The following is a 25,384-nucleotide window of genomic DNA, read 5'->3' on the forward strand; positions in this document are numbered from 1 at the left end:
CCACAATAAATATTTACTTAACATGGTTATTTAAGTATTCAATAATTAGCTCTGACTACATGTGAAAACACTTTTATCTGTGTAACTCAGTACACCCTTAGACTAGGTCCAAAAGACTTCAAATAAATTTGCGCTATTGCAGCAGCAACTTTCTTAAATTAGCCTGTCCGTGGAAAATGTCTGCTTTAGCACAAATTAAAAATTGAAAGCACTTTAAATAACCTGTTGCACTGCAGCTGACTTTCAGTTTAGACAAGAGTCTGCCGGTAAGTAAACCAGATCTTAGTGTTTAAATTTCACATGTGTTGAGCTGCTCAGAATTATAGCATCATACTGGAGGCTTACAAATCATGGACAACTATGTAATTTCGATATATGACAATAAGAAAAACGATGCCGGTCCCAAAGCCAAGCAAGACATTGACAAATTCTTAACTGAAAAAGATTTTAAAATCATCAAACTTAAATTCGACTTAAACGGCTCTCTTGTCAGCAAAATGAAAAAAATTAAATATGCACTTTGGGATATTCCGCGCGCCTTTAAAAATCGCAGGATGGATACCATCGTATTACAGTATCCGCTTTATTCCCTGGTGCTCATGAAACAGTTAATCAAAAATGCACGAAAGTACTCTAACGCCAAATTGCTGTTTGTAATTCATGATGTCGAGTCATTGCGCCTTTTTAAAAACAACGCAGCGTATGTTGCCGCCGAAATTGAACTTCTGAATGTGGCAGACGGATTAATTGTACATAATGATAAAATGCTGGCATGGTTAAAACAACATGGTGTTACTACGCAAATGGTTTCTTTGCAGATTTTCGATTACGATAATACTCAGGAACTACAGCGCAGTGAAACTTTTAAAAAAGATGTCTGTTTCGCGGGTAACTTAAAGAAAGCCAAGTTTCTTGAGAAAATGACTACTCAAAATGAAGTCGATATCTATGGTCCTAATCCCGCGAAAACTTATTCAAATGGATTAGTCTACAAAGGAATCTATTCTCCTGAAGAACTCCCCAAACATCTGACACAAAACTTTGGCCTAGTCTGGGATGGAACAGCACTTTCAGCTTGCAATGGTGTTTATGGTGAGTATATGAAGTTCAACAACCCACACAAGGCTTCACTTTATCTTAGTTCTGGCATCCCTGTGATCATCTGGAAACAAGCTGCTCTGGCAGACTTCATTGAAGCAAATGGTGTGGGTATCGCCTTGGAGAGTCTTGCAGACCTAGACCATGTCTTAGCTAGTATCTCAGCTTCTGAATATAAAGAGATGCGGCAAAATGCAATTAAAGTGGGCCAGAAAATGCGTACAGGTCACTTTACTAAAACTGCATTTAGTAAGTTTCACTTTTAAGGGGCGCATCGCAAAAACTGCAACTTTTAGATCCAATCCCAAGCACTGTATTTCAGTAACTTGGCTTGGATCTTTTTATTTGCACTTAAAATATAACTATCAGTTAAACAGCGTTAACATTTTCAGCGTAAACAAAAAGATTCAGTTCGAATACTATGATGCGTATCCACGCTGAATCTAACTAAGCCTAAGTCAATTTAAAGTGGCAAAGTTATGTCCAAAGAATTTTGAAACTATGATTTTTCCTGAATATTCAGCAATGCAATCAATTTTTTTGAATGCGTACTGTCAAATTTTCTGCCAAAATGGCACTGGCTCTTACTAATATCTGGAAAGTCTTGTTCATCTAACACCGCGGGATAACTCCCGTTTTTCTTTTGCCAATTGAGATAGCGATGATTATTTTTAACAATTCTTTTCCTAAATTCGGGAGAATTCACCAGAATTGTCTGCATCCAGAACTCATCGGAAAAGCATCCTGTTTGAAATATCCTTAATAAATTAGTATGCTTATTTAAATAATCCAAACAATATTCAATTGCGTCCCGTGGCAGATCTACCCAGTTGGGGCCGTTATAGATTTCCAGAGTTATGTTGTATTTTTTAAACTTGTTAATCCGTAACAACGTCTGTGCGCCAAGCAGAAGACGATGATATATTTTTCCGAATTTACTGCGCCGATTTATCTGATCGTAGTTAAAATAATATTTTTGCCATAAGATAACCGGCTCTCCTGACTTTTTAACCTCTCGTGATCTGTGATATTCCATGTAGATTCTATCATTGTCTTCGTAAAAAGCATGGATTTGATCTAAATTTGTGACAGGCCAATCTTGACCAGAGATAACATGGCAATATGTAACCTCTGGATTCTTTAATGCTTCTTGCATCAACAAAATTGCTGCCTGTGCAATGCTCCAACTTCCCCAATGAACATTCACCTTGGAAAAATACTTCACATTGTTTTCTTTGAGCCTTTCTTTATCTGCACTCGTTAACCCTAAACTTTTGTCAAAATGCACCAAAACAAGGAATTTTCTCTTCAACAAATTTGCCAACGCAATAATTTGAGAAACATCTTTGTGTGCTAATATCAGAACAGCCTGCATTACTGTTTCACCCTTTACATCAAGAATCTATTCAAAAACCTAAACTGAGCTTTAAAACACTGCAAACCTTGCTACTCAATTTTAAGCATTATTAACTTTCCTTATCAGTGTCAAACTTTAATTGCATAAAATAAGTCTTAAGCTCCGTTCTCTAATTATACTCTGAGTCCCTTGTCAGATTCAAAAAAGTTACCAAGTTACTTACTTAAATTTTAATTTGCCAATTTTGAAAGCGGTTTTCGACGTTTAAATAAAGTGGTTACAAAAATTTGATGGTTCTTAACAGAAAAGTCAAATCTCTATGTTAACCTTAATTTTAACTTTAGAAATGAGCATAACGCTATTATAGCACAGAGTTGCACCTCCCAACTGCAGCCGGGAAAATTACTTGTCCAACATTTTTTCGCTTGACGCTCATAGTTTCACCACATTAACTCATTTTGTCAAAATTTAGGAGTAATCATATGAAAAATGACTGTGTTAGTCTAATTCTTCCAATTTATAACATCAAAGAATCGTTTTTAAAAAAGTGCGTCACTTCTCTTATAAGCCAAACTTATTCTAACATTGAAATTATTCTGGTGGACGATGGTTCTACAAATAATTCCTATGAACTGTGCACAAACTATGCGCAAAAAGATCCGCGGATAAAAATTATCCGTCAAAAAAATTCAGGAGTATCTGTTGCGCGCAATCATGGTCTTAAAAAAGCTACCGGCGATTATATTTGTTTTGTTGACCCTGATGACTGGGTTGCAAAAAATTACGTCGGCGAACTCTTGCATGCCCTTCAAACATCGGATGCAGATTTTGTAATCTCAGATTGTTTTGTCCACTATCCTCACTCTGAAAAAGAAAATCGTTTTCTTAATATTCCAGAGGGTAATTTAACCGGTAAAGCTAAAAATCTCTTGTTATATCAACTAGTGGGCAAAAAGATCTGTGCCTATTATCCTCCAGAAATTGCTGCAGGAGTCCCATGGGCTAAGATGTTTAAGCGCAGTTTCATTGAAGCCAATCAGCTTTCCTTTATTCCAGGAATGAGAAGAATGCAGGATAATATTTTCTGCTTGTATGCGATTGAATGTGCTGCCAAGATACACTATCTTCCTCAAAAACTTTATTATTACAGAAAAGAAGAAGGCTCTGCTTCGTCAAAATATTCAACCCAAATTGTAGATAATTTTGAAAAATATTTTGATGAAACCTTTAAATTTTTATCTCTTTCTCAAAGAGAAGATATTATGTATCATGCCATGTATATGAAAGAACTAACTAGCTTTAACTCTTTTCTGTATCACTACTACTTTCACCCCCGAAACCCTAATAACTACTGGGAAAGCAAAAAAGCCTTGAATACTCTTTTGAACAAAAAAAGGTATCAAACGGCTTTGGGGAAGGTCAACTATAATTTGCTAAATACGCAGGAGAAGGTTTTTGTCTTCTGTTTAAAACATCGTTTATATTTAGCATTAAAAATTTTAGTGAGACTCAGAAATAAAAGTAAAAGCTAGGCAAGAAATTTGAAGAAGTGCGACACTCACTGGGAGCCTTTGAGCACTAACAACAAATTACGCATAGACGGGTTGTGTCTATGCGTAATTTGAGGTTAGGCACAGAAGGCTGGTGGGTGGAGCACGTTATAAAAGAAGTGCCGACACTCACCGTTAGCCTTTGAGCACTAACAACAAATTACAAAATAGACGGGTTGTGTCTATGCGTAATTTGAGGTTAGGCACAAAAGGCTGGTGGGTGGAGCACGTTATAAAAGAAGTGCCGACACTCACCGTTAGCCTTTGAGCACTAACAACAAATTACAAAATAGACGGGTTGTGTCTATGCGTAATTTGAGGTTAGGCACAAAAGGCTGGTGGGTGGAGCACGTTATAAAAGAAGTGCGTAAAAAGGCGAGAGGCCTTGAAGGATTAGCGACAGGTAACATGGGTGACTGGGCTTGTTGCCGTTGTTACCTGAGCTAAGCATAAAGGGCTGCCTTTTGGAGCACGTTATGTAGAAGTGCCGACACCCGGCGTTCAGCCTCCAATGACTAAGTCCGGCATTACAAAGTAACCCGGGCTTGGTTACGCGTAAGGCAGGCTTAGGAATCGGCGGTTGCTGGGTGGAGCACGTTAAATAGAAGTGCGTAAAAAGGCGGGAGGCCTTGAAGGATTAGCGACAGGTAACATGGGTGACTGGGCTTGTTGCCGTTGTTACCTGAGCTAAGCATAAAGGGCTGCCTTTTGGAGCACGTTATGTAGAAGTGCCGACACTCACCGTTAGCCTTTGAGCACGTTATGTAGAAGTACCATCAAACTCCACACCAACGCCCTACTACACTTTTTGCACAAAAAACAATCCTATAACGAGCAAACGACAGTCGTGCAATTATCCAATGACGACTTGTCTTGTTAGAACAACGGGCACTTGAAGTTTTGAGTAAGAAACTTCAGGTGTCCGTACTGCGTTTCATGACTATTATTTTGCTGTATATTTAAAAACCAGAGCAAATCGTTCCTTTTTACAAATTATTCAGTAGGCTAGTTACTTAACTTCTACAAATAATGCTTTCTTGCGCAGTTTTGGTGAATATTTCTTTAATTGCAGCTTCTCTGGCGTATTTCGCTTATTTTTACTTGTAATATAAAGACGTTCTCCAGTTTCGACACATTCTAAGAGTATATTTGTTCGCATGTTTTCTCCTCCATATTAAATAGTAATAATTACTCTTTATAAAATAACAATGAAAAGTTACTTTGTCAACTACAGTTAAAAAGGCCTTTACAAAGTTGCCAAAAGCGCGTATCTTTTAAATAGTAATCATTATCATTTAATTACAGGGAGGTGTCACACTTTGGCTGTTCCTAAGAGAAAAACATCGAAAAGTAAAAAAAATTCACGGCGTGCCTCCAAAAAAATTTCACTTCCAAGCATCCACCTAGATAAGACCACTGGAGAGTATGTCCGCAATCATCATGTTTCGCAGCAGGGTTATTACAACGGCAAAAAAGTTCTATAAGGAGAAAAAATATGGCAAAAAAATCAAAAATCGCTAAGGAACAAAAAATCGAAGCAATGGTACAAAAATACGCGCAACGCCGGCAAGAACTACGCAAAAATCATGACTATCAAGCTCTTAGCAAGCTTCCACGCAACGCTTCGCCTACCAGAATCCATCGCCGCGACTTGCTTGATGGCAGACCACATGCCTATCTGCGTCAATTTGGAATGTCACGTATCAGGTTTCGAGAACTAGCACATCAGGGACTGCTCCCAGGTGTGCGCAAGGCAAGTTGGTAGGTGGTGTGTAAATTGACAACTAAACCTAACGTTAGCAGTGCCTATCGCCAGTTAAAAAGTCCTAACATTAAAACCCGCAAACGTGCACTTGCTCTTATTAAAGAAAGTAAAAAAAACAAGAAACAACGAACTGTTTAATCAAAATAATATAAAAATTTTCATTTATGTTCATCCCTATTTGTCGATCACAGTAGAGAGTGTGACATAAGTCAGGAAAATTTGAGTGCTAACTCGAAATTACGAACATAGCGAGTACTTTGCTATGAGTAATTCGAAGTTAGATGGACAATTTTGACTTATGTCACACGTTTATCCGGAATAAAAGAGGAGAGTGTGACATAAGTCGGGAAAATTTGAGTACTAACTCGAAATTACGAACATAGCGAGTACTTTGCTATGAGTAATTCGAAGTTAGACGGAGGATTTTGACTTATGGAACACATTTATTCGGAATAAAAGAGGGGCTGTGCCAAAATTTAACTTTTGGCACAGCTCCTCTTTTAGTTTGGCGTGTAATGTTCGGCAGCAGCGCCACAAAATTGCCGATTTATTTGGAAAAACACCCTGATAGTACTTAAAGAGGCAGGCTAAGTATTCTTGGATAAAACAAAAATTCAGTTCAGAGCTGAACCTAATCAGTACTCTGAACTGAAACTAATTCGAATTTATTTCAATTTAGGTAACGCTATTTTACTTAATCAAAAATTCATTATTTTTCAATTCAATCTGCTGATCACACCGTTGTGCAACCATTGATTCATGCGTAACTATGATAACACATTTATTTTGCTCATGTGCCACTGCTTTAAACAAATCCAACACCTCAAAGGTATTTTGTTCATCCAAATTACCAGTTGGTTCATCTGCAACTACTAATTTAGCATCACAACACATTGTTCGCGCAATAGCGACCCTTTGCTGCTGACCACCAGACAGCCGTCCGACTTTTTTCTTAGCCATTTCTTTGTTAATTCCGATCTTTTCAAGCACCTCAAACACATAATCTTTATCATGTACATGTTCTGCTTTAGTAATCGCCATGGCCGTCAAAATATTCTCAAGTGCGGACATATAGGGAAATAGGTTGTAAGATTGGAAAACCATTGAAACATCATGATTACGATAGTTTGTTAATCCAATTTTGGATAGTGGAACCCCCTGAAATTCAATTGTACCTGCACGCGGTTTATCTAGTCCACCTAACAATGAAAGAAAAGTTGTTTTGCCAGAGCCACTGCTACCAATAATCGCGTACAGTTTTCCTTCTTTAAATTCTAAATTAACATTGTCAAATAATTTATGCTCTTTTTTATCATACCAATATGCAACATTTTTTGTTTTTAGCATTTTTTCCACTTCCTCCAAACAAGATTAAGAAATCAAGATTTTCTTTGGCTGCAGTCTCAATATCCCGATTGACCCGATTAAAATTGCCAGGAGGATGATTGCTAATCCAAATGCTCCTAGCTGTACTAACGAAACAACACTGATACTGGTTGAGAGTTTCTGAAGTTGCTGCGATGATGCCTGAGTGGATTGCTGTTGTCCTCCACCGCCATTATTTGCCATCTGGGCACCGCCGCCGCCAGGTTGCCCATTTTGACTGTTGCCTGTTGTGGTATTTGTTGTTGTACTTGTAGTCGTTGTCGTTTGATTAACCAACTGCTTGCCCACGGCATCACCCACAAATTTGCCACCTGCTCCGGCAACTGCAATTGAGACTACCATAATCATTACCATTTCAGCAAAAAACTGCGCAATTACTTTCCAACGTTTTTCACCTAATGAAAGCAGCACACCAATTTCGTAGCGTCGTTCGCGAATCATTAAAACTACGATCAGAGTTAAGATAATTGTGCCTGCTACACTAACAAGGATCACAATCTTCTGAGCAAAAGATTTAACATTATTAAGCGGTGTAAGTAATGAGCGGTATGTGCTGTCATCTTTTGTCAAAGAAAGTTTTGAAGTGTTGATTGACTTCTTGGCAGCAGTTATGAATGCTGCAGCTTTTGATGGATTGCTGATTGTATAAGTAACTGATTCTGCAGACGTTGTCCCTTTAATAGAATTTACCAATGCATAGGAACTGTAGATTGTATTTGAAGGATCCGTCTGTCCCATGCCGCCTGTTTGACTACTTGTCGAACTTGACTTGTAAATCCCGACAACTTTAAATTTATGAATGTTTTTATCTGTATCTTTAACTGTGATTGTGTCTCCGACTGAAATGCTATTTTGCTTAGCTAATTCTGTCTCAATTACAACATTGTTTGTGCCTGCATCTGAAGCATTTATTCCACGACCACTTTTGATTTTACTTGTACCAGAGGTAAACGAACTAACCTGGCTCGTGGAAGTAACACCTGAAAGAGAAATATCGCCCTGACTGCTGCTACTGCTGCTGCTTGATTTTCCTCCCGGGCCGCTCATCTGATTTGATTGGCTGCTGCTTGAGGTTTTAATAGCGTCAAATGACTTTGCATTTACACTTGTAGAATTAGTGATGTTGTATGCTTTCACATAATCAGAATTACCGATCTTTTTAGCCGTTTTAACACTCACACTAGCAAGACTCAGTGTTGGATTTTTACTTTTTTGCTGCCGGAGTTTCTTAAATGCATTGCTCCTATTTGCTGATAATGTAACTGTGGCACCCGAACTCTTTTTAGCATTATTCACCGCTGTTGTTGCCGCATTTTGAATAATTATTCCAGCAAGTACAAAAAGTAGAATTGCTGAAAGCACCAGTATCAAAAGAATTGTTCGGCCTTTTTTACCCTTAACATTTAAAAAAGCCCTATAAAAAAAGTTCATAACACTGCCTCCAATATTAATAAAATATAAAACTACCTTTTCAATAATACAGAGATAATATCCCCAATTTATGAAGATACTCGGAAGTTTTATCTACTTAATATCGATCACAGTGTTATGAACCAAACTAGCAGTCTAAATGCTCTACTAGTATAAGTTTTTTAAATAATCATTATTTACTGGTTATTTGTTCTATAGTCCAAATTTTCTTAAACTGGTTAGCATCTTTATTTATCTTGCTTCGGATTCAAAATCGCATTCTGTCTAATAACGGACATCCTGCGCTTCCTAAGAAAGAGTGGCACTTTCTCAATCCGGACATCACTGAATTCCAAACCAAACCATTCCATCGGCGTCGTACTATGATTTTGCAAAAAAATGCGTCCAGAAATTAGGAAATGCCGCCAAGGTTCAATCTGGGTATTAGGTGACAGCATTTCTTGAATAAGGATAAAGCAAAAATCACCAACGATTCGATGCTTAAGTGTTGTATACTCTTGTGGCTGTTCATCAATAATTCCTTCAGACATCAGCTCTTGTACGACTTGCCGCAGATAAAGATTGACCGTATGATCAACTTTAAAACCTAAGAAAAGCTGTAAATTGACAATGTTACGCGTGCCCATCATATCTACAGTGTAGTAACTCGTGTATGGTTCGTCTGTGGTATTCACCGAAACAAACCAGTAGACTTGCGCCCGTTTAGGCTGCTTATCAAGAATTGAATATAGAATCTCCCGCTTGATTGAGTAATCGCCCTTAACCTTTGCCAGCATTACTAGGTTGCTCATAAACATTGGAATGCTCTCATCTTGTGAAAGTTTAATCAGCTGCTTACGATAGTCCAGCAGCGAAACCGTTTCTGATTCATCGGTCACATCTGCACGAACACGATTACCGAAGTACCAAACGACCATGACAGCTAGGATTATGCAGGTCAAAATAACAGTAATAAAGCCACCATGCATAAATTTCACGACACTTGAAATAAAGAAAACCATTTCGATTGCTAGGAAACCAGCGGCAAACATAATCGTCACACTATGTGGGATACGGTCCTTGATATAGAAGGTCAAGAGGATTGTGGTCATTAACATTGTTAGTGTAATCGCCAGTCCATAAGCGGCTTCCATATGTTCTGAGCTACCAAAGTACAAGACAATTAATGTAGTGGTAACACATAGTAACCAATTGACAATCGGAATATAGATTTGACCACGCGAAAGATTGGGATGCATAACATCAAAACGCGGCAAAATCTTTAGCCCAATCGCCTCTTCAACTAAAGTAAAAGAACCGGTGATTAATGCCTGAGAAGCAATAATTGCAGCTAAAGTTGCAAGCACTACTCCAGCAACACGGTAGCTTTGCGGCAGCATATCAAAAAAGGGATTAACATTGCTAACTGTCACATGCCCACTGATCTGCTTTAGCATCCAGGCACCTTGCCCAAAGTAATTTAAAATCAAACTGCCAAAAACAAATGGCCAGGTTAAGTAAATATTACGTCTACCCACATGTCCCATATCAGAATACAGCGCTTCTGCACCAGTTGTCGCTAGAAAAACACTGCCAAGAATGAAGATTCCCACCGGATTATCGTGGGAAAAAAGTAGCGCAATCCCGTATGTTGGTGACAGTGCCCGTAAGACACTCCAATCATTCATCAGATTTGCAACACCAAAAACTGTTAAAAAGCCAAACCAAATTACCATGACTGGTCCAAAAGCTTTACCAATGAAATTTGTTCCAAACTTTTGAATCAAAAATAGGACCAGTAAAATCACCAACGTCCACAAAATGACTTCGCTTTGATCAGATAGCAGCACTTCGGACCCAATTTTAACTCCTTTGAGACCTTCAATCGCACTTGTGACCGTCACAGCGGGTGTAAGTGTCCCGTCAGCCAACAAAGCTGCCCCACCTACCAAAGCTGGTAAAATTAACCAGACGCCCTTTTGACGCACTAATGCATACAATGCAAAAATACCACCTTCACCACGATTTGATGCGCGTAAAGCAATTCCCACATACTTAACCGTTGTAATCAGCATTAGGGTCCAAAAAATCAACGAAAGGCTCCCCAAAACATAGTCTGCTGTAACTTTCTTCAATCCACCTGCATCGCCCACAAGTGCATTCATTACATAAAGAGGAGATGTTCCAATGTCCCCATAAACAATTCCCAGTGTAATCAATGGTCCCAACAAGTATTTACGCTTCATCTTCACTACTGCACACCCTCACTTATAACAAATTAATTTCTACTTTTTTTAGTCTTCTTTCTCGTACATCTAAAAAGCAAGCTCAATGAAACTGCCGCAACTCCGGTAAGCAAGAATCCCTTTCCTGAAAACTGGCTTCCTCCAATATAAAGCATCGCAATAAGGGTCGTCAGTACAATCACGGTCATGCCAATCCACTGGCTGCGTGAAAAGGCTTCGCCATCACGTTTCTCCCTTTTAGTAATTAAAGGCAACAGCATTCCTAATCCAATTAGAACACCAATGGCAATCAAATTAATCAGCAGTTCATGCCACCATAACTTACTAAAAGCAGGTACATCCTGTGGGGCAATTCCAAACACCGTCGCAACCGCTGTAACTGTCAAGGCCCAAAGACCGATCCACCATGCCAAGCGGTCATTTTTAATAAAAACATATGCTGCTGGATAGACTGCACTGTTTTTGCGGACCCGCATAAAAGCATAGAAGATCCAACAGGTCACTCCTGGAGAAATAATTCCATTCAAGTTCAGTAGCCAATTAAAAATATCATTCATATTTGGTAAGAAAACACCTAAAAAAAGTATGAACCCTGACAACAGGCAAGTTAAAAGATAGCCATTAATTGGCAAACCGGCATGATTTGTTTTCCGTAAAAAACGTGGCATAAATTTTTCCCCAGTGTCTGAGATCAGCATCCGGGTCATTGCATCCAATAAAACTGCTAATAAGGCTGCTAAATAAATTACTTCAGTCCAGGCAAAAAGGTACATGAAAAGATTTCCAACATGATACTGTCTCCCTAATGCCTGAAAAGCATAATAAGAGCCGTTCATTTTAAGATCGTACGGCAAATGATGGGCATTAAAAAAGATTCCCAGTGAAAAAGAACCGAAAATAGTTAAAAAAGCTGTCATCACAACCAGCATAATCATGGATTTAGGAAATTCACGTTGTGGGTGCTTCATTTTTGTCACAAATGGTGCGATCAGTTCGCATCCATTAACTGCATAAATTAAAAGTCCCAGTGTGGTCAGATACTTTAAATCAAACTTAGGAATAATTGCCCCTAGATTAAATGGTTGCGTTGCAATCTTTCCACCTACAGCAAGAGAACCGAGCGCCATCATAACAAAAAGCACTGTCATGCCAAACATTGCAATTCCACCAAGCGAACTCAGTAGTTCCAAGGAATGCTTAAAGCGTGATTGGATTACCACAAAAAACACAAAGACAAGTAACGTCCAGAAAGCAAAATGGCTGTTCGACATCGTCTCCTGAAATTTATTATTTCCATTCAAAGCCCATCCAAGACCGACAACGACTGAATTAGCGGTATCGACAACATACGGAATCGAAGCTGCCCAATAAGTCCAAGCCGTAAAATACCCAAGAAATTCGCCATTCGTTCCTCTGATCCAAGAACTAAGCCCACCGCCTTCTTTGCTAAAGATTGAACCCAATTGCCCAACCATTAAAGAATACGGAATCACATATAAAAATAGCATCAAGACCCAAGAAGTGATCACACCCATTCCCTGATTCTTAAAATTATAAATCAGGTCATCAAAGCCAATCACTGTCACAAAGCTCATTAGCGCCAGTACAGGCCAACTAATAAAATACTTTGAATGCTTCTCACCCAACTCCCCTGTTTCCAATTCTCTCCTCCAAAGTTCAGCTAACCAATATGTAAAAGTAAAATCTACTCGCTTAGCATAGCACATCGCAAAAAATACGCAACTTACTCAGGCATGAGAAAGTTCCAACAAACGTGCGCGTAATTTTTCGTCCGCTGCAAACAGATATAGCCCTTTCCGTGCCCTGGTCAATAAAACATTCAAGGCATTCAGCATCAGCTGCTCTTTCAACTGCCGCAACTGTTCACTAGAAGCTGCCAACTGTTTGAGTCCATTAAAAGCAGCCTGATCTTCATAGCGTGCTGGATCCAGAGCGATGCAATCTTTGGACTGATTATAACGGACGCTTGGCCCTAGGATTATCCCGGCATAATTGAGATCAAACCCTTGAATTGTGTAAACAGAGCCAACTTCTGCCAGTGTTTCTCTTCTTTCTGCCCATGGCAGCTTGGTGTTTGGTTTACTTCGATCCCAACGAATTTTTAGATTCCCTGCCGTAATAAAATAATCTTTGCCATCTAAACGGTATGGGTAATCATAGGTGGCAAGCAAGCGGCTGAGACCTTCCGTGCGCTCATGTTTTTGGATCAGCTGATACATCTTGCGTGCATCATCCATGATACGGAAGTCAAATCTCTGTTTATGTGGCATCACCATAATTCGCCTTTGTACAAAAGCGGCAAGCCATCCTTGAACATCAGCCGCCGCTTGAACCCTGAACTGTGTAGTCAGCTTGAAAGTCTTTACTGTAGCTTGTCCGGTTAACTGTGCAAGCTTTTCTGGTGTCCAGTAACTCTTCCCTTTTAGGACTTGCTTAGGATCAAAGACTAAGATCACTATTCGACTAGCTTTGATGATCTCCTCAAGCTGGTTGTCCTGTTCAAAATGATTATAACGATCCTTTTTGGTTAAAAGCAGATGTGCTTCATCTACCAAAGTAATATCTGCCAGATGCTCTTTTTTTCGCATTTGATTAATAAAGGTCGTCGGTCGGGTAAAATTCTTTTGCAAAAGAACTGCAGTGTTCGCCGCCATATTTTTATAGAGTTTGAGCATCTCAGGATGATTTACCAATAAATAGTTCTCTGTTCCAAAAAGCTGAGAATCTTGGAGATGCTTAGCACGCTCCTGAATCTGAGTAAAAAGAGAGCTCATGACGAGACTCTTACCAGTGCCCGCATTGCCCTCAATTATAAAAATCCGTTTTTCTGCTGTACTTGCAGACTGTTCACAAAAATACAAGATTTGAGTTACTAGCGCTTGTTGCTCCTGTGTCAATGTGTGTATTGGTGCAATCCGCTTGACCGCTTCATTATGTTCAATCTTGGTACTCATTAGCTTAACCCTCTCATTGCCACTAAAACTGATTCTAAAGCCACTTTTCGTCTACTATGACTCGTTTTCTTGGAGAGCCGCAACGAAGCGACGCTCATAATTATCCACATAAAATTTCGCAAGTGAGTCCTTCAAAGTTGCAGGAGTGAAATTGTCTTTGTGTTGTGCAAGTAAGGTAATCTTTTCTGCTAAAGCTGCAGGCGTCATAGCGGTCAAATACCCGTTAACCCCATCAATGATAATATCTGCTGGACCAGTAGGACAATCATATGAAATACTAGGTACTCCACGTGAAATTGCCTCTAAAATAACCATCGGAAATCCTTCATAATTGGAAGAAAGCAACAGCGCATCCATTTCCTTGAGCTGTTGCCACGGATTGGTAACCCAGCCCTTCAAGTTAAAAGTGCCCCTAAAATCGCCTTGGTGCTGTTTTAAATAGGCTTGCAGGCGTTCAAAATCGACCCCAGCACCATAGAAATCCATCGTAAAAGGTTGCTGTAACAGTTTTAAGGCTGCCAACATCCCTGCAAGATTTTTTTGTTTTTCCAGTTCAATCCGCCCAATATAGCCTAAATGCAACCGCTGCGGATCACGTTCGACCACTTCCTGATGGCGTTCGATGGGATTATAGATCACAAAGATGTGCTCTGCCGGAACTCCGAGACGTTCAAGCTGCTGCTTAATCCCTGTACTGATCGCCAAGTGATAATCTGCATACTTTAAAAGCTTGGGCTTGACCGTTTCTTCATCAAACAGTGAAAAATGAATCCAAGAATAAATTTTATATGTTTTGCTAAAGAGTCTCCGTGCCAACCATGCAAGATAAAGTGGTTTGCTACTCAAACAGATAATTTTCGTTCCTTGAAAACGGCGTAATACCTGCAAAGTTCGCAATAGCGCCGCAATTTTACCGCACCGTTGACTGCCCGTAATCTTTTCAGAAAAAGCACTAAACCATTCGGAATTATCCGTACCAGCAGTAAAAAAAGCCTGACAGTCATAGGACTGTGCGATTTTCTCTGAAGTCAGTACCTTGGTCAAAACTGTCTCTGTTCCCCCATGACCGGAAAGATATGGCACTAAAAATAAAATCTTCTCTCTCATGCTCGTTAGTTCCTCCTCAGTTTTTCTCCCCGATACATACGAATGTAGAATTTTGGAAAATACTTTGCTAAGAAAAGGGCCATCCGGTATTTTCGGCTGAGCCAACGATTAGTACAACGAATTTCAGCAGAAAACTTAGAATTCAATAAAGACCGCTGCTGCTTACTGTTCCAGTCCGCATCGTACTTAATATGATGATGTACAACATGTAAGATCGTCCGACTGACAAAGGCCGCAAACATTCGCTGATCTAACGTGCCATACTGCTGTAGCCGCAGCTTAACTTTGTTGAGATAATCCAAAGCACGCTGATCAATTGTGCTATCGTAACTTGTTGTGGTTGTATTGTCGTGCTTGAAAAGCACATATAATGGCTGTTGAACATATGCAATTTCATTAGGTTTCAGCTTCAGTAGATAGTCAAAAACAAATAAACTATCTTCAAAAAAGTTGCCGTTCTCTAATTTCTGCGCACCTAGTACATCTCGGATAAACATTTTACCCCAAAGACCGACATCCATTTCCTGATTCTGGGCCAGATAACAGGCAAGCATCTGTTTTTGATCATGAGCCCCTTCTAGAATTGATTTGTCTTCAACTTCATCATGATCTTTAAAGCGTTTGATAATCCCCCCAACTGCAAACTTTTTTCCTTGTAACTGCAGCGCTTGATGCAATTTTTCGACTGCACCTGGTAAGAGAAGATCATCACTGTCAACGAACATAATGTACTTGCCACTTGCATGTTCCAAGCCATGATTGCGTGCTGCTGCTTGTTTTTGATTACTCTGCTGCAACAACAATAAGTGGGCATTTTGTTTTTGCCTTTTTTTAACCAGCGTAACCGTTTGATCAACAGATCCATCGTCGACGATGATTAGCTCTGTCTCAAAAGATGTATTTTGAGACTGAACTGCAGCTATACTCTTTTCAACGTAAGCTGCAGAATTATAGGTCGGCATAATAATACTAACTTCAACTGACATTTAGACACTCCCCAAAACGTCTACTGTTGTGGTCCAAGTCAAAACATCCGCTTTGCTCGGCCCTTTAGCTCTCTGAAAACATGCGGTTCCCCCAACAGTCCCAAACTTGCTTTCAAAATAAAACACAATTGTTTTTTTAAATTCAGAATTGGCGTAGCCGCTCCATTTACTGATAATTATAAGCCGCCTATGCCTGCAGCTGACTCTTAGTCTTCAAGCCAAATGGTTGCTTCCAGTAGCTAAGATCGGCCAATGCACCTAGAAATACAACATTGAAAGCGAGTTCCAATAAGTGCTGATCGATTACGGAACTTAGAATCATCAAAGTCATTCCAATCACCAATGAATAAGCATGTGCTTTAAAGAAACGGTGATTGATTAACAATAACAAACCAACTAATGCAAGGAACGTCAACAAACCTTCCATCATTAATACCCGAATAAAAGAGGAATCTATGTAGAAGTATTGGAACGGTGTTTTATGCACCCCGCCATTTCCCATTTGATAAACATATTGCCCGAAAAAGGGAATATTATAGTTCTGAAAAGCAAGATGCCCGTATGTCAGACGTCCTGAAAGGACCTTATTGGCAATTTCAAAGAAACGATTATTTGGGATAAAAGTATACGCTAAGAAAATATTAATAAAGACAAAGAGTGCTAAGATAACAGCTGTTAATTTACTTCCAAGGTACTCTAACAGCCGCACTACATATTTATAAAAAAGAGCAATTAGGAGAATTAGCAACATTAGATAAAAATCAAGCCGTGTATCTGTAACTGCGTAGATAAAAATTGTAATTGCTAAACAAGAAACATATTCAACAAGTTTGAAATGGAACCTTCTCAGCATCGCATAGGCCAGCAGCAGATAAAAAGCACGCGCTGCCAGATCAGTTGGGTAGATTGTCCCAAGCGCATATCTAATTGTGGCTTCCATATAACGACCGTACGTTAAATTATCAATAACCCCAAGTAATGAGGCAGCAATTGTTACCAGTAAAAAACTACCAATCGTTACTAAAAATGTCTTGATGATCCGTTCAAAGCGAACATCCTTTGCGCCAAGAATAAACAAATAGTAGTAGAAGTAGAAAAGCTCTCCCGAATTTTTACAGATTTGCCAAAAAATAATTCCAACTAAGGCAAAAATAATCAGTTTCTCTCTTTCCCAACCATCAAAAACAGCTACTTTAGCAATCACCAGTACAGCAGAAAATTCAATAATGTAATATGCAATTGGTCCCACAAGAGTACTCAACTGACCAAACATTGTACTGGTAACAAAACTAGCTAAAAGATAAACCACAAAAGAAAAGAGATATAGTTGCTCGGAAAAAGAACTTTGCTGCAGTGCAGATAATCCATTTACTTGGGCATCCAGTTTTCTTTTTATTATATTAGACATATTTCCCACCTTATTTACGTGCTCTGAAATCTTTAAGAATCACACGAATCTTTTTTAGAATTGTCGGACGCAACAGCAAAAGTGCAACTGTATAGATTACAGCCCCAATCACCGCCTGCAACAACATTGTTCCCACAGAAAATCTCTGGATACTATTGATCTTAAATACAACTAGAAACATTACAACCCCAGCAATCAGATATTTAGGAAGATTTATAAACAGTTCTCGATAATTGACCTGATTACGAATCTTCCATAACTGATAAAATGTAACTGCTAACTCAGATAAGACAGTCGCTAAAACTGCCCCTTGTAGTCCCAGAAGATAGATCAACGGTACATTGGCGATCATATTAACAATTGCTCCCATAATAACTGAGGTTGAGTAACTCTTGATCTGATTAGTCGGCAGCATATACTGTTGCCCGATAACATTGCTCCAACCAATTAGTAGAATTACCGCAGACTCTAACATCATTGCATAGCCAACAGGCTTAAACTCAGCCCCGTAAAACCAAGGAGCAAACTTAATCGCTAAGGCCGCCAACCCAAACGTTAATGGAACAGTCAGACAAGACACAAAGTCAAAGGACTCGCTTAAGTAATATTTGACACGCTTGTTATCACCCTTAGAAAAAGCATTGGCAACATGTGGCAGCATTACAGTTCCAGTGGCCGTTGCCAAGGAAAGAATCAGTTTAACAATGTTATCAGAACGATCAAAGAATCCTGAATAATCCGATCCAATCATCAATCCAAGCATTGTCTTATTAAGTACTAGATACACTTGAATCGCAATCTGTGGCACAAAAAGAATAACAGCCGGTCTTAGATGCCTGAGGATATTCAATTCGCTCCAGTCAATTGCCACCAAAGTCTTTCTCAGATAAGGCCATAAGGTTAGGTTTCCAAATAAGATTGAACCGCCCAGAATCAAAATATACGTTCCAGTATCGCTTGCACTCTTAACAAAAGTAAAAATCAGAATGACCGATAAAACCTTCACAAACGTATTCCGAATTACAGTTTTTTTAAAATCTTCAAGTCCCATAAAGAGCCATGAGATATCGACCCCCGCAGCAATAATATAAACCGACTGCAGCAACATGTAACTGCGATACTTATGATAGAAAAGTAAGAAAAGTAAAAAGGCGCCATAGGCGAGTACAACCGTCACGATCTTCAGAATTGCTACTTCCCAAAAGGTTTGCGAAAGCTTCTTCCGATCATCGCGCACAAAAGCTACCTCGCGGTTACCATAAAGACCGATTCCAATACTTCCAATTAACACAAAATACTGAATCAAAGAATTGGTAAACGAGTTGATCCCGACCCCGCTTTTACCTAGAACACGTGTAATATATGGACTAGTAATCAGCGGTAACACCATTGCCAGCACTTGATAACCGGCATTATAAAAATAATTACGAAAAACTTTCATTTAATCACCAAATTCAGATTTAACAACATTTAAAGCCGCACTAATAACTTGGTCCATATCATAATAGCGATACTGACCTAAGCGGCCGCCAAAAATCACATTTCCAGCTGTCTTATCGGCTAATTCCTTATATTGTTTGTAAAGTGCATTGTTCTCTTTGTTATTAACTGGATAATAAGGTTCATCCCCACGATGCCAGTTTTTAGGATATTCTCGTGTGATGATCGTCTTGCCTTTGTCACCCTTGCCAAATTCGAAGTGCTTATGTTCGATAATCCGTGTATAAGGTGTCTGTGCATCAGTATAGTTAACAACTGCATTACCTTGATAGTTATCAACATCAAGTTCTTCTGATTCGAATTTCAAGCTCCGATACTCAAGTTCACCTAATGAATACGCAAAATATTCGTCAATCATCCCAGTAAAGATAATATGATCATATTTTTTAAGATAATCATCCTTTGCGGCAAAGAAGTCTACTCCGACTTGCACGGAAATAGCATCACTCGCCAACATCTTTTCAACAATTTGAGTATATCCTCCAATTGGAATTCCTTGATAGTTGTCATTAAAGTAATTGTTATCATAGGTTAACCTAACTGGCAGCCGCCGGATAATAAAAGCCGGCAGATCCTTAGTTGAATGACCCCATTGCTTTTCTGTATAACCCTTAATCAACTTTTCATAAATATCAGTTCCAACTAGCGAAATTGCCTGTTCTTCAAGATTTTCAGGCCGCTTGCCATTTAAAAGCGACCGCTGCTCCTCAATCTTTGCCTGCGCCTCTTGCGGCGTAACGACACCCCAGAGTTTATTGAAAGTATTCATATTGAACGGTAAATTATAAATTTCACCATGATAATTTGCAACTGGGCTGTTTGTATAGCGATTGAAAGTTGCAAAATGATTTACATAATCCCAAATTTTTTGATTGGAGGTATGGAAAATATGTGCGCCATACTGATGAACTTGAATTCCATCAATTTCTTTTGTATAGATATTTCCCGCAATGTGATTACGTCTTTCAATCACGTCAACCTGATGACCTCTTTTAGCTGCTTCATACGCAAAAGTGGCTCCAAAAAGGCCTGCTCCAACTACTAAGTATTTTGACATTCTGCTAAACCTCCATTTTTGAGTGTTGTTCACGGTTTGCAACTTTTTCCTCAAGTTGCGCAAATGCATGTTTAATATACTCGCCGGCACGCATTTTTTTACCAATCAAAACTGCATTCTTCTTCATTTCTAGATACTGCTTCGGTGACACCTGATCTAACAGCTCATCAAGCTCTGCCAAGCTATTAACTGCTAGTCCGACTCGATGCTTGACCACAAACTCAGCAACTGCCGCTTGTTGCCACACGATTACTGGAATACCTGAACTCAAATATAACGATGTCTTGTGCGGATTATTGTATTTCATATACTCCCCGAACACCCCATCGCAACTGTCAATCTGTGAGCCATCCCATACCAAGCCGAAGTTTTGTTCCAAATGCTGTGTCAGCTCATCTGGAGCATACTGCCCACAGTATGCGACGTTTCGTGCAAAATCTGGTAGTGGATTTGGCCCAAAGACATAAAACTTGGTCTTGCCGGTTAACTTAGCCAAAAATTTTGACTTATAAAGGTTACCCGCAAAACAAACTGATTTAACATACGGAACCGCTGGCTGAAACTGTTGCGGATTATCGTAATCAAAGATTTCAAGATCAACCATCGCAGTAGTCACGCCATGTTCCTTGAGCCACGCGCGCATGTAATGGTTATGTACGATTAAGCCATCCGCTAAGTTGAAAAAATTTAACTCTTTTTTTTCAGACTCCTGATTATCACAATAAAAGCGCAATGATTCCACATCGTGAATCACAAACAATAAGCGTGCATTTGTGTATTTTCTAATACAAGCAATGATCTTTTTGGTTAAGAACTTTGAGTAGAGTGGATACTGCAACACAATTATTTCAGCTTCCAAATGCTTGAAAGTTCTAGGAACGGTTGTCAAGGAATAGCCGATCCGGTCCATTTTTTTCTTTGGAATATCCAGTATCACAGATTCAAAATTCTGCTCCCCCAAAAAGTAGACAATGTCATCCTTCGCCTTACTCCCCGCAGTATTATGTCCCTTGTCTTGGACAGACACTATCAGTTTACTCATTTGTAATCTTTCTCCCATCACCAATAATGCTTTCTAAATTTTCAAAATAATTCTCACTGTAAAATTTGTTAATGCTGGAAACAACTGTCTGTGGCTCCAGCTGATTGCGGCTCAATTGCTTAAAAGCAGCCACCAGCTCTGTCAGATTACCAGTCTCATAACTATAACCGTTGACACCTTCTACCAAAACATCGTCATATCCATCAAAACGTGAAGTCACAGCTGGAATCCCCCTAGCCGCCGCTTCCAATAAAACCATCGGCAGCCCTTCATACTTCGAAGTCAAAACAACTGCCGCCGGAACAACTGCTAAATTATTCCAGGGAGCTTTGACCCAACCATGCCATTTCAACGCAGCGCTAATTCCCAACTGCGCTGCATAAGCTTGACACGCAGCGAGATCCGCACCGGTACCATAAAGATCCAAGCGAACCTTATTATTCTTTTGATACTCTGCAACTGCTGTCAATAATTCCCGAATATTTTTTTGCCCTTCAAAAATGATCCGCCCCACATAGACCAGATTCAAACTTGTATCCTTTGCTTGAACATCCTGTGTAATGACTTGCTGATGTTCGATTGGATTATAGACCAGCTTGATTTTCTCTGGAGCAACCCCCAATTCAAGCAGTTGATTCTTGATTACTGTGCTGATTGCCCAATGAGTATCTGCATACAATAGATTATGCGGATCAAACATCTTTTGATTAAGCAGTGAAAAATGAATCCATGAAATTATCTCAAAATGCCGCCGCAAGGCTCTGCGTAGCCAGTAAGCCAGCTTTATCGTATTTGCACCTAATACCACACACTTATCATTGTCGTGTATCTGCGTTAGTGCTTTTAGAAAAAACAGTAACTTGGAAACCCGTCCGCTGCGTGCCAATGTCTTAACAACTACGCGCCGATCAAGTGCAGCCATCCAAGCTTTTTCATGCGGTTCATTCGGCAAATATAAAACAACTTCATTCTTTTGACAAAGAAAGTTAAGTACTTTTATCAAAACTGTCTCAGTTCCGCCTGTACCGGACAGTGCAAAGCATAGAAAATTAATCTTCATAGGTTAACATTCACCTCATAAATACAGCAACTGCATAAGTAGCGGTTTGAGTCAACAAACCTGTTTACATGGCAAGTCAGAGAATCCTAAAACTCCCATACCACCACTGAGTAACATTTTACCAGTATAACTGCAAAAGTAAAATATAATTAAAAAAGAGCACCCCCTTTTTCATATAACTTAACTGAAAAATAAGATGCTCGCTTAATTTACTTGTGATTATTCGTATTCTACTGAGAAGTCAGCTTATAGAACTTGCGCAGCAGGCGGTTATAGTAGAACTCCGCTAGCTTTAAAAGCGATCTTCCCTGTTGTAATTTGAACTCTGCGCGTACAACCTTAACGTTGTACTTTGCAAACTTATTCTTGGCATACAGCTCACTGTATTTATCGAGAATCAGCGAAAAAGCACGAATACCTTGTGACACATTTTTGGTAATACTATCTGCCGAAATGAACTGTTCAATTAAGACTTCTGGGCAATACACAATCGGATATTTTTGGATCAGACGCAACATTAAATCCCAATCTTGCAACCGCGGCAGACTTTCATCAAATAAATTGTTTTTAAAGCAGCTGCTTGTACCCACAATCGTTTGAGTACTTGCAAAATTAATCTGGAGCAAATTGCTGAGCGTCACATCCGCCGCTGAAAATTCATCTACTGGAGTCTTGGCAATTAACTTGTCATCTTCATATGTCGCCATTTGACATAAACAAATCGCTGCAGTCGGTTCCTCTTCAAGGATCGCCACCTGTTTTGCAAGCTTGTCCGGCAGCCACTTGTCATCGCTGTCTTGAAAAGCGAGGTACTTGCCAGTCGCCAACTTAACTCCAACATTTCTCGCATGGTTAGCACCGCTATTTTGGAGCAGTTTATGATAACTAACCTTTTGGGCAATTGCCTGCTCCGTAATAAACCTTTGGACAACTGCTTCTGTCTGATCTTTTGAGCCATCATCAATAATCAACAACTCCCAGTCCGTATACGTCTGCTCCATAATACTTTTAAGAGAAGCAATAATTGTTTTTTGCCTATTATAGGTGGGCATGATGATACTGACCGTCTGTTTGCCCATCCAACCACTCCTTTTTTAAGAACTCAGTCTTTATAGTATAGATCTCTGGTATAGACCTTCGCCGCAACATCCTTGATCTGAGGTTCCATTCGATTTGCTACAATTAAATCACACTTTTCCTTGAAATCCTGCAAATTACTTGTAACTGGCAACCCGGCAAACTTTTCTTCTTTATAAGTCGGTTCAAAAATTAAAATCTTAAAACCCTTTTGCCTCAATATTGTGATAATATCTTGAATCGACGACTGGCGGTAATTATCAGAATCTGCCTTCATTGTCAGCCGGTAGACACCCACCAACTGCGGTTTGTAGCTGGCAATATGGTCTGCAATATACTTTTTCCGTGTATCATTAGCCTCTACGATCGCCTTAATAATCGTGGAAGGAACATCTTTGAAGTTCGCCAACAACTGCTTTGTATCCTTTGGAAGACAGTACCCGCCATATCCAAAGGAAGGATTATTATAGTAATCACCGATTCGAGGATCCAGACTAACACCGTCAATAATTTGCTGCGTTTGCAAGCCATGGACTTCCGCATAAGTATCAAGCTCATTGAAATATGCAACGCGCATCGCAAGGTACGTGTTAGAAAAAAGTTTGACAGATTCAGCTTCAGAATTATTTACAAACAGTGTGGGAATCACCTTTTTAACCGCTCCTTGTTGCAAAAGTTCTGCAAACTTTACGGCTTGTGGACTGTCGCTGCCCACAATTATACGCGAAGGATAAAGATTATCATATAAAGCCTTCCCTTCACGTAAAAATTCAGGCGCAAAGAAAATCTGATTAATTTTTTGCTGCTGTTTAATCTTCTCAGTAAATCCGACTGGAACAGTTGATTTCACTACAATCGTTGCTTGTGGAGCAATTGTCACAACCTCATCAATTACCTGCTCAACTTTTGAAGTATCAAAATGGTTCTTTTCCTCATCATAATTCGTAGGCGTCGCAACGATCACATAGTCCGCCTGTGTAAACGCTTCTGTGGGAGAAAGTGTGGCCTTTAAATTCAACTTTTTTTCCGTGAAAAACTTGGTAATATATTCGTCCACAATTGGTGAACGTCTTTCATTAATCGCCGCTACTTTTTCTGGAATTATATCTAATGCGCGGACTTCGTTGTGCTGGGCGAGCAGCGTGGCCAATGAGAGCCCCACATATCCAGTTCCTGCAACTGCTATCTTCATCAAAATTTCATTCCTCCATTTTTGAAAAGTGTAAACTAACCTAAGAGCAATAAAAGATCCGCTAAAGACCTGCGTAAAAACTTTTCTTTCTTAGGCAGTGCTTTTCTGATTAACCGCCAGCGTGCAGCCATCCTACCATTCAAACCATCAGCTATGATATCAATTACTTTTTTGTTAGCAGGATCCATCTGTGAGTAAAAAAGTGTGCGTAAATGGTTTACTTGTGTAACAGCTAGGGAGTCACGTTTCCAACTTTTATCATACAATTTGATTTTAACTGCCTTCTTAAGGGCTTGCTTGCTTTCAGCAGATTTGTTTTTGGAAAAAATTCCCTTTTTTAAAGCAATAAAGAAGTCTACCCCGCCAATCTGATTATTTTCATGCTGCCGATAAAGCATTAAAGGTTCAGTAAAATAATACATTTCACCTAATGCTGACGCAATTAATGCAACCCACTGATCATGAATCATCACCTTATTCAAGTCTGCCTGACACGCAAGCTTTTTCAAGTTATCATCAATCATTGTTGTACATCCAGTCACATTGTTAAAGAAGACAATCGTAGCGAGATCATGTTTTTGCTCATCATAATTGAGCTCGCCTAATAGGTTAAGTTTGCGATCCACAGCCTTATAGTTAGTGTGTACCAGATGCGGCTTTTGTGGAGTCCGTGCATGCATCTCTTCCATTTTTTCAAGCGTGGCAGCAATTTTCTGGGGAAGCCAAAAGTCATCTTGATCACAGAACATATAGTAATCCGCCTGTGCATTCTCCAACAAACTAAAGAAAGAACGCGTTACCCCCACATTTTCTACCTGTTCTTCATTAATAAACCTAATTCTCGCATCTTCAGCTGCATATTTTTTTATGAGTGCAACTGTCCCATCATTAGAACCATCATCTCTAATAAATAGCTTCCAATCAGAAAAAGTTTGTTTTTTGATTGAATCAATTTGTTCGCCTAAGTATTTCTCACCATTATAGGTTGATAGTAAAATGGCAACTTTTGTCAAAAGAATTCCTCCTAGCACCAGTCAGACCCTGCAACCACTAATTTTTCAAAGGATTACACTGGATTTAAAAATCACGATCCTTAATTAAACAGTAGTTGAAGACAGTCTATAACATAACAAGTCATTAAAAATGAATATTCATAATAATCGGTAAC

22 protein-coding genes are annotated in these 25,384 nt (G+C 39.3%); 5 read left to right on the forward strand and 17 right to left on the reverse strand.

Annotation, left to right across the window (positions count from 1 at the left end):
* The first annotated feature begins 350 nt into the window (after positions 1-350).
* Positions 351-1,364: a sugar transferase gene (locus AB3Y88_RS05615; protein WP_054755683.1), complete on the forward strand. Its 1,014-nt coding sequence runs from the start codon at positions 351-353 to the stop codon at positions 1,362-1,364.
* 233 nt (positions 1,365-1,597) lie between these two features.
* On the opposite strand, the gene AB3Y88_RS05620 is transcribed toward AB3Y88_RS05615, so the two are convergent.
* Positions 1,598-2,473, reverse strand: coding sequence for a beta-1,6-N-acetylglucosaminyltransferase (locus tag AB3Y88_RS05620; protein ID WP_056960880.1), 876 nt, complete (start codon positions 2,471-2,473; stop codon positions 1,598-1,600).
* Between the two features lie 464 nt (positions 2,474-2,937).
* Here AB3Y88_RS05620 and AB3Y88_RS05625 point away from each other — a divergent pair, with 464 nt between their 5' ends.
* Positions 2,938-3,987: a glycosyltransferase family 2 protein gene (locus AB3Y88_RS05625; protein WP_056960879.1), complete on the forward strand. Its 1,050-nt coding sequence runs from the start codon at positions 2,938-2,940 to the stop codon at positions 3,985-3,987.
* A gap of 1,027 nt (positions 3,988-5,014) precedes the next feature.
* Here AB3Y88_RS05625 and rpmG read toward each other — a convergent pair.
* Entirely contained in the window at positions 5,015-5,164 is a 150-nt protein-coding gene (gene rpmG / locus AB3Y88_RS05630) for a 50S ribosomal protein L33 (RefSeq protein ID WP_054755677.1), read from the reverse strand.
* A gap of 160 nt (positions 5,165-5,324) precedes the next feature.
* Here rpmG and rpmF point away from each other — a divergent pair, with 160 nt between their 5' ends.
* The 3 genes from rpmF to AB3Y88_RS05645 are packed head-to-tail and all read left to right on the forward strand — an operon-like array spanning position 5,325 to position 5,908.
* A complete protein-coding gene (gene rpmF / locus AB3Y88_RS05635; protein WP_054755675.1) occupies positions 5,325-5,489 on the forward strand; it encodes a 50S ribosomal protein L32 in 165 nt (54 codons plus the stop codon).
* Positions 5,490-5,500: 11 nt separating this feature from the next.
* A complete protein-coding gene (rpsN, locus tag AB3Y88_RS05640) occupies positions 5,501-5,770 on the forward strand; it encodes a 30S ribosomal protein S14 (RefSeq protein ID WP_054755673.1) in 270 nt (89 codons plus the stop codon).
* 12 nt (positions 5,771-5,782) lie between these two features.
* Positions 5,783-5,908 (forward strand): putative metal homeostasis protein, encoded by a 126-nt coding sequence (locus tag AB3Y88_RS05645; protein WP_162256076.1) that lies wholly within the window; start codon positions 5,783-5,785, stop codon positions 5,906-5,908.
* A gap of 552 nt (positions 5,909-6,460) precedes the next feature.
* Here the strand turns inward: AB3Y88_RS05645 and AB3Y88_RS05650 are convergent.
* The 15 genes from AB3Y88_RS05650 to AB3Y88_RS05720 all read right to left on the reverse strand — a co-directional run bounded on the left by AB3Y88_RS05650 (position 6,461) and on the right by AB3Y88_RS05720 (position 25,229).
* On the reverse strand, positions 6,461-7,117 hold the full coding sequence (locus AB3Y88_RS05650) for an ABC transporter ATP-binding protein (RefSeq protein ID WP_056960878.1): 657 nt from the start codon (positions 7,115-7,117) through the stop codon (positions 6,461-6,463).
* A 24-nt stretch (positions 7,118-7,141) separates the two neighbouring features.
* Entirely contained in the window at positions 7,142-8,587 is a 1,446-nt protein-coding gene (locus AB3Y88_RS05655; RefSeq protein WP_228887933.1) for an ABC transporter permease, read from the reverse strand.
* A 227-nt stretch (positions 8,588-8,814) separates the two neighbouring features.
* On the reverse strand, positions 8,815-10,818 hold the full coding sequence (locus AB3Y88_RS05660; protein ID WP_228887934.1) for a KUP/HAK/KT family potassium transporter: 2,004 nt from the start codon (positions 10,816-10,818) through the stop codon (positions 8,815-8,817).
* A 26-nt stretch (positions 10,819-10,844) separates the two neighbouring features.
* Positions 10,845-12,458, reverse strand: a complete 1,614-nt coding sequence (locus AB3Y88_RS05665; protein ID WP_261909441.1) for an APC family permease — start codon at positions 12,456-12,458, stop codon at positions 10,845-10,847.
* Between the two features lie 102 nt (positions 12,459-12,560).
* Positions 12,561-13,787: a DUF2075 domain-containing protein gene (locus AB3Y88_RS05670; protein WP_056960876.1), complete on the reverse strand. Its 1,227-nt coding sequence runs from the start codon at positions 13,785-13,787 to the stop codon at positions 12,561-12,563.
* Positions 13,788-13,841: 54 nt separating this feature from the next.
* Positions 13,842-14,894 (reverse strand): glycosyltransferase, encoded by a 1,053-nt coding sequence (locus AB3Y88_RS05675; protein ID WP_056960875.1) that lies wholly within the window; start codon positions 14,892-14,894, stop codon positions 13,842-13,844.
* 5 nt (positions 14,895-14,899) lie between these two features.
* A complete protein-coding gene (locus AB3Y88_RS05680; protein ID WP_228887935.1) occupies positions 14,900-15,880 on the reverse strand; it encodes a glycosyltransferase family 2 protein in 981 nt (326 codons plus the stop codon).
* Positions 15,881-16,067: 187 nt separating this feature from the next.
* On the reverse strand, positions 16,068-17,288 hold the full coding sequence (locus tag AB3Y88_RS05685) for a hypothetical protein (RefSeq protein ID WP_056960873.1): 1,221 nt from the start codon (positions 17,286-17,288) through the stop codon (positions 16,068-16,070).
* Between the two features lie 10 nt (positions 17,289-17,298).
* On the reverse strand, positions 17,299-18,729 hold the full coding sequence (locus AB3Y88_RS05690; RefSeq protein ID WP_056960872.1) for a polysaccharide biosynthesis C-terminal domain-containing protein: 1,431 nt from the start codon (positions 18,727-18,729) through the stop codon (positions 17,299-17,301).
* On the reverse strand, positions 18,730-19,845 hold the full coding sequence (gene glf, locus AB3Y88_RS05695) for a UDP-galactopyranose mutase (protein ID WP_056960871.1): 1,116 nt from the start codon (positions 19,843-19,845) through the stop codon (positions 18,730-18,732). It lies immediately after the preceding gene.
* Between the two features lie 4 nt (positions 19,846-19,849).
* Complete coding sequence (locus AB3Y88_RS05700; RefSeq protein WP_056960870.1) at positions 19,850-20,887, reverse strand: sugar transferase; 1,038 nt, start codon at positions 20,885-20,887, stop codon at positions 19,850-19,852.
* A complete protein-coding gene (locus tag AB3Y88_RS05705) occupies positions 20,880-21,947 on the reverse strand; it encodes a glycosyltransferase (RefSeq protein ID WP_056960869.1) in 1,068 nt (355 codons plus the stop codon). The genes AB3Y88_RS05700 and AB3Y88_RS05705 overlap by 8 nt, the downstream gene beginning before the upstream one ends.
* A gap of 230 nt (positions 21,948-22,177) precedes the next feature.
* Positions 22,178-23,026: a glycosyltransferase family 2 protein gene (locus AB3Y88_RS05710; protein WP_228887936.1), complete on the reverse strand. Its 849-nt coding sequence runs from the start codon at positions 23,024-23,026 to the stop codon at positions 22,178-22,180.
* Between the two features lie 23 nt (positions 23,027-23,049).
* The gene (locus AB3Y88_RS05715) at positions 23,050-24,216 is read right to left on the reverse strand and encodes a nucleotide sugar dehydrogenase (RefSeq protein ID WP_054755653.1); all 1,167 of its coding nucleotides are present in this window, start codon (positions 24,214-24,216) and stop codon (positions 23,050-23,052) included.
* A 35-nt stretch (positions 24,217-24,251) separates the two neighbouring features.
* On the reverse strand, positions 24,252-25,229 hold the full coding sequence (locus AB3Y88_RS05720) for a glycosyltransferase family 2 protein (RefSeq protein ID WP_056960868.1): 978 nt from the start codon (positions 25,227-25,229) through the stop codon (positions 24,252-24,254).
* Between the last annotated feature and the right edge of the window lie 155 nt (positions 25,230-25,384).

The sequence above is a fragment of the Liquorilactobacillus satsumensis genome, from assembly GCF_964065465.1.
Classification (GTDB): Bacteria; Bacillota; Bacilli; order Lactobacillales; family Lactobacillaceae; genus Liquorilactobacillus; species Liquorilactobacillus satsumensis.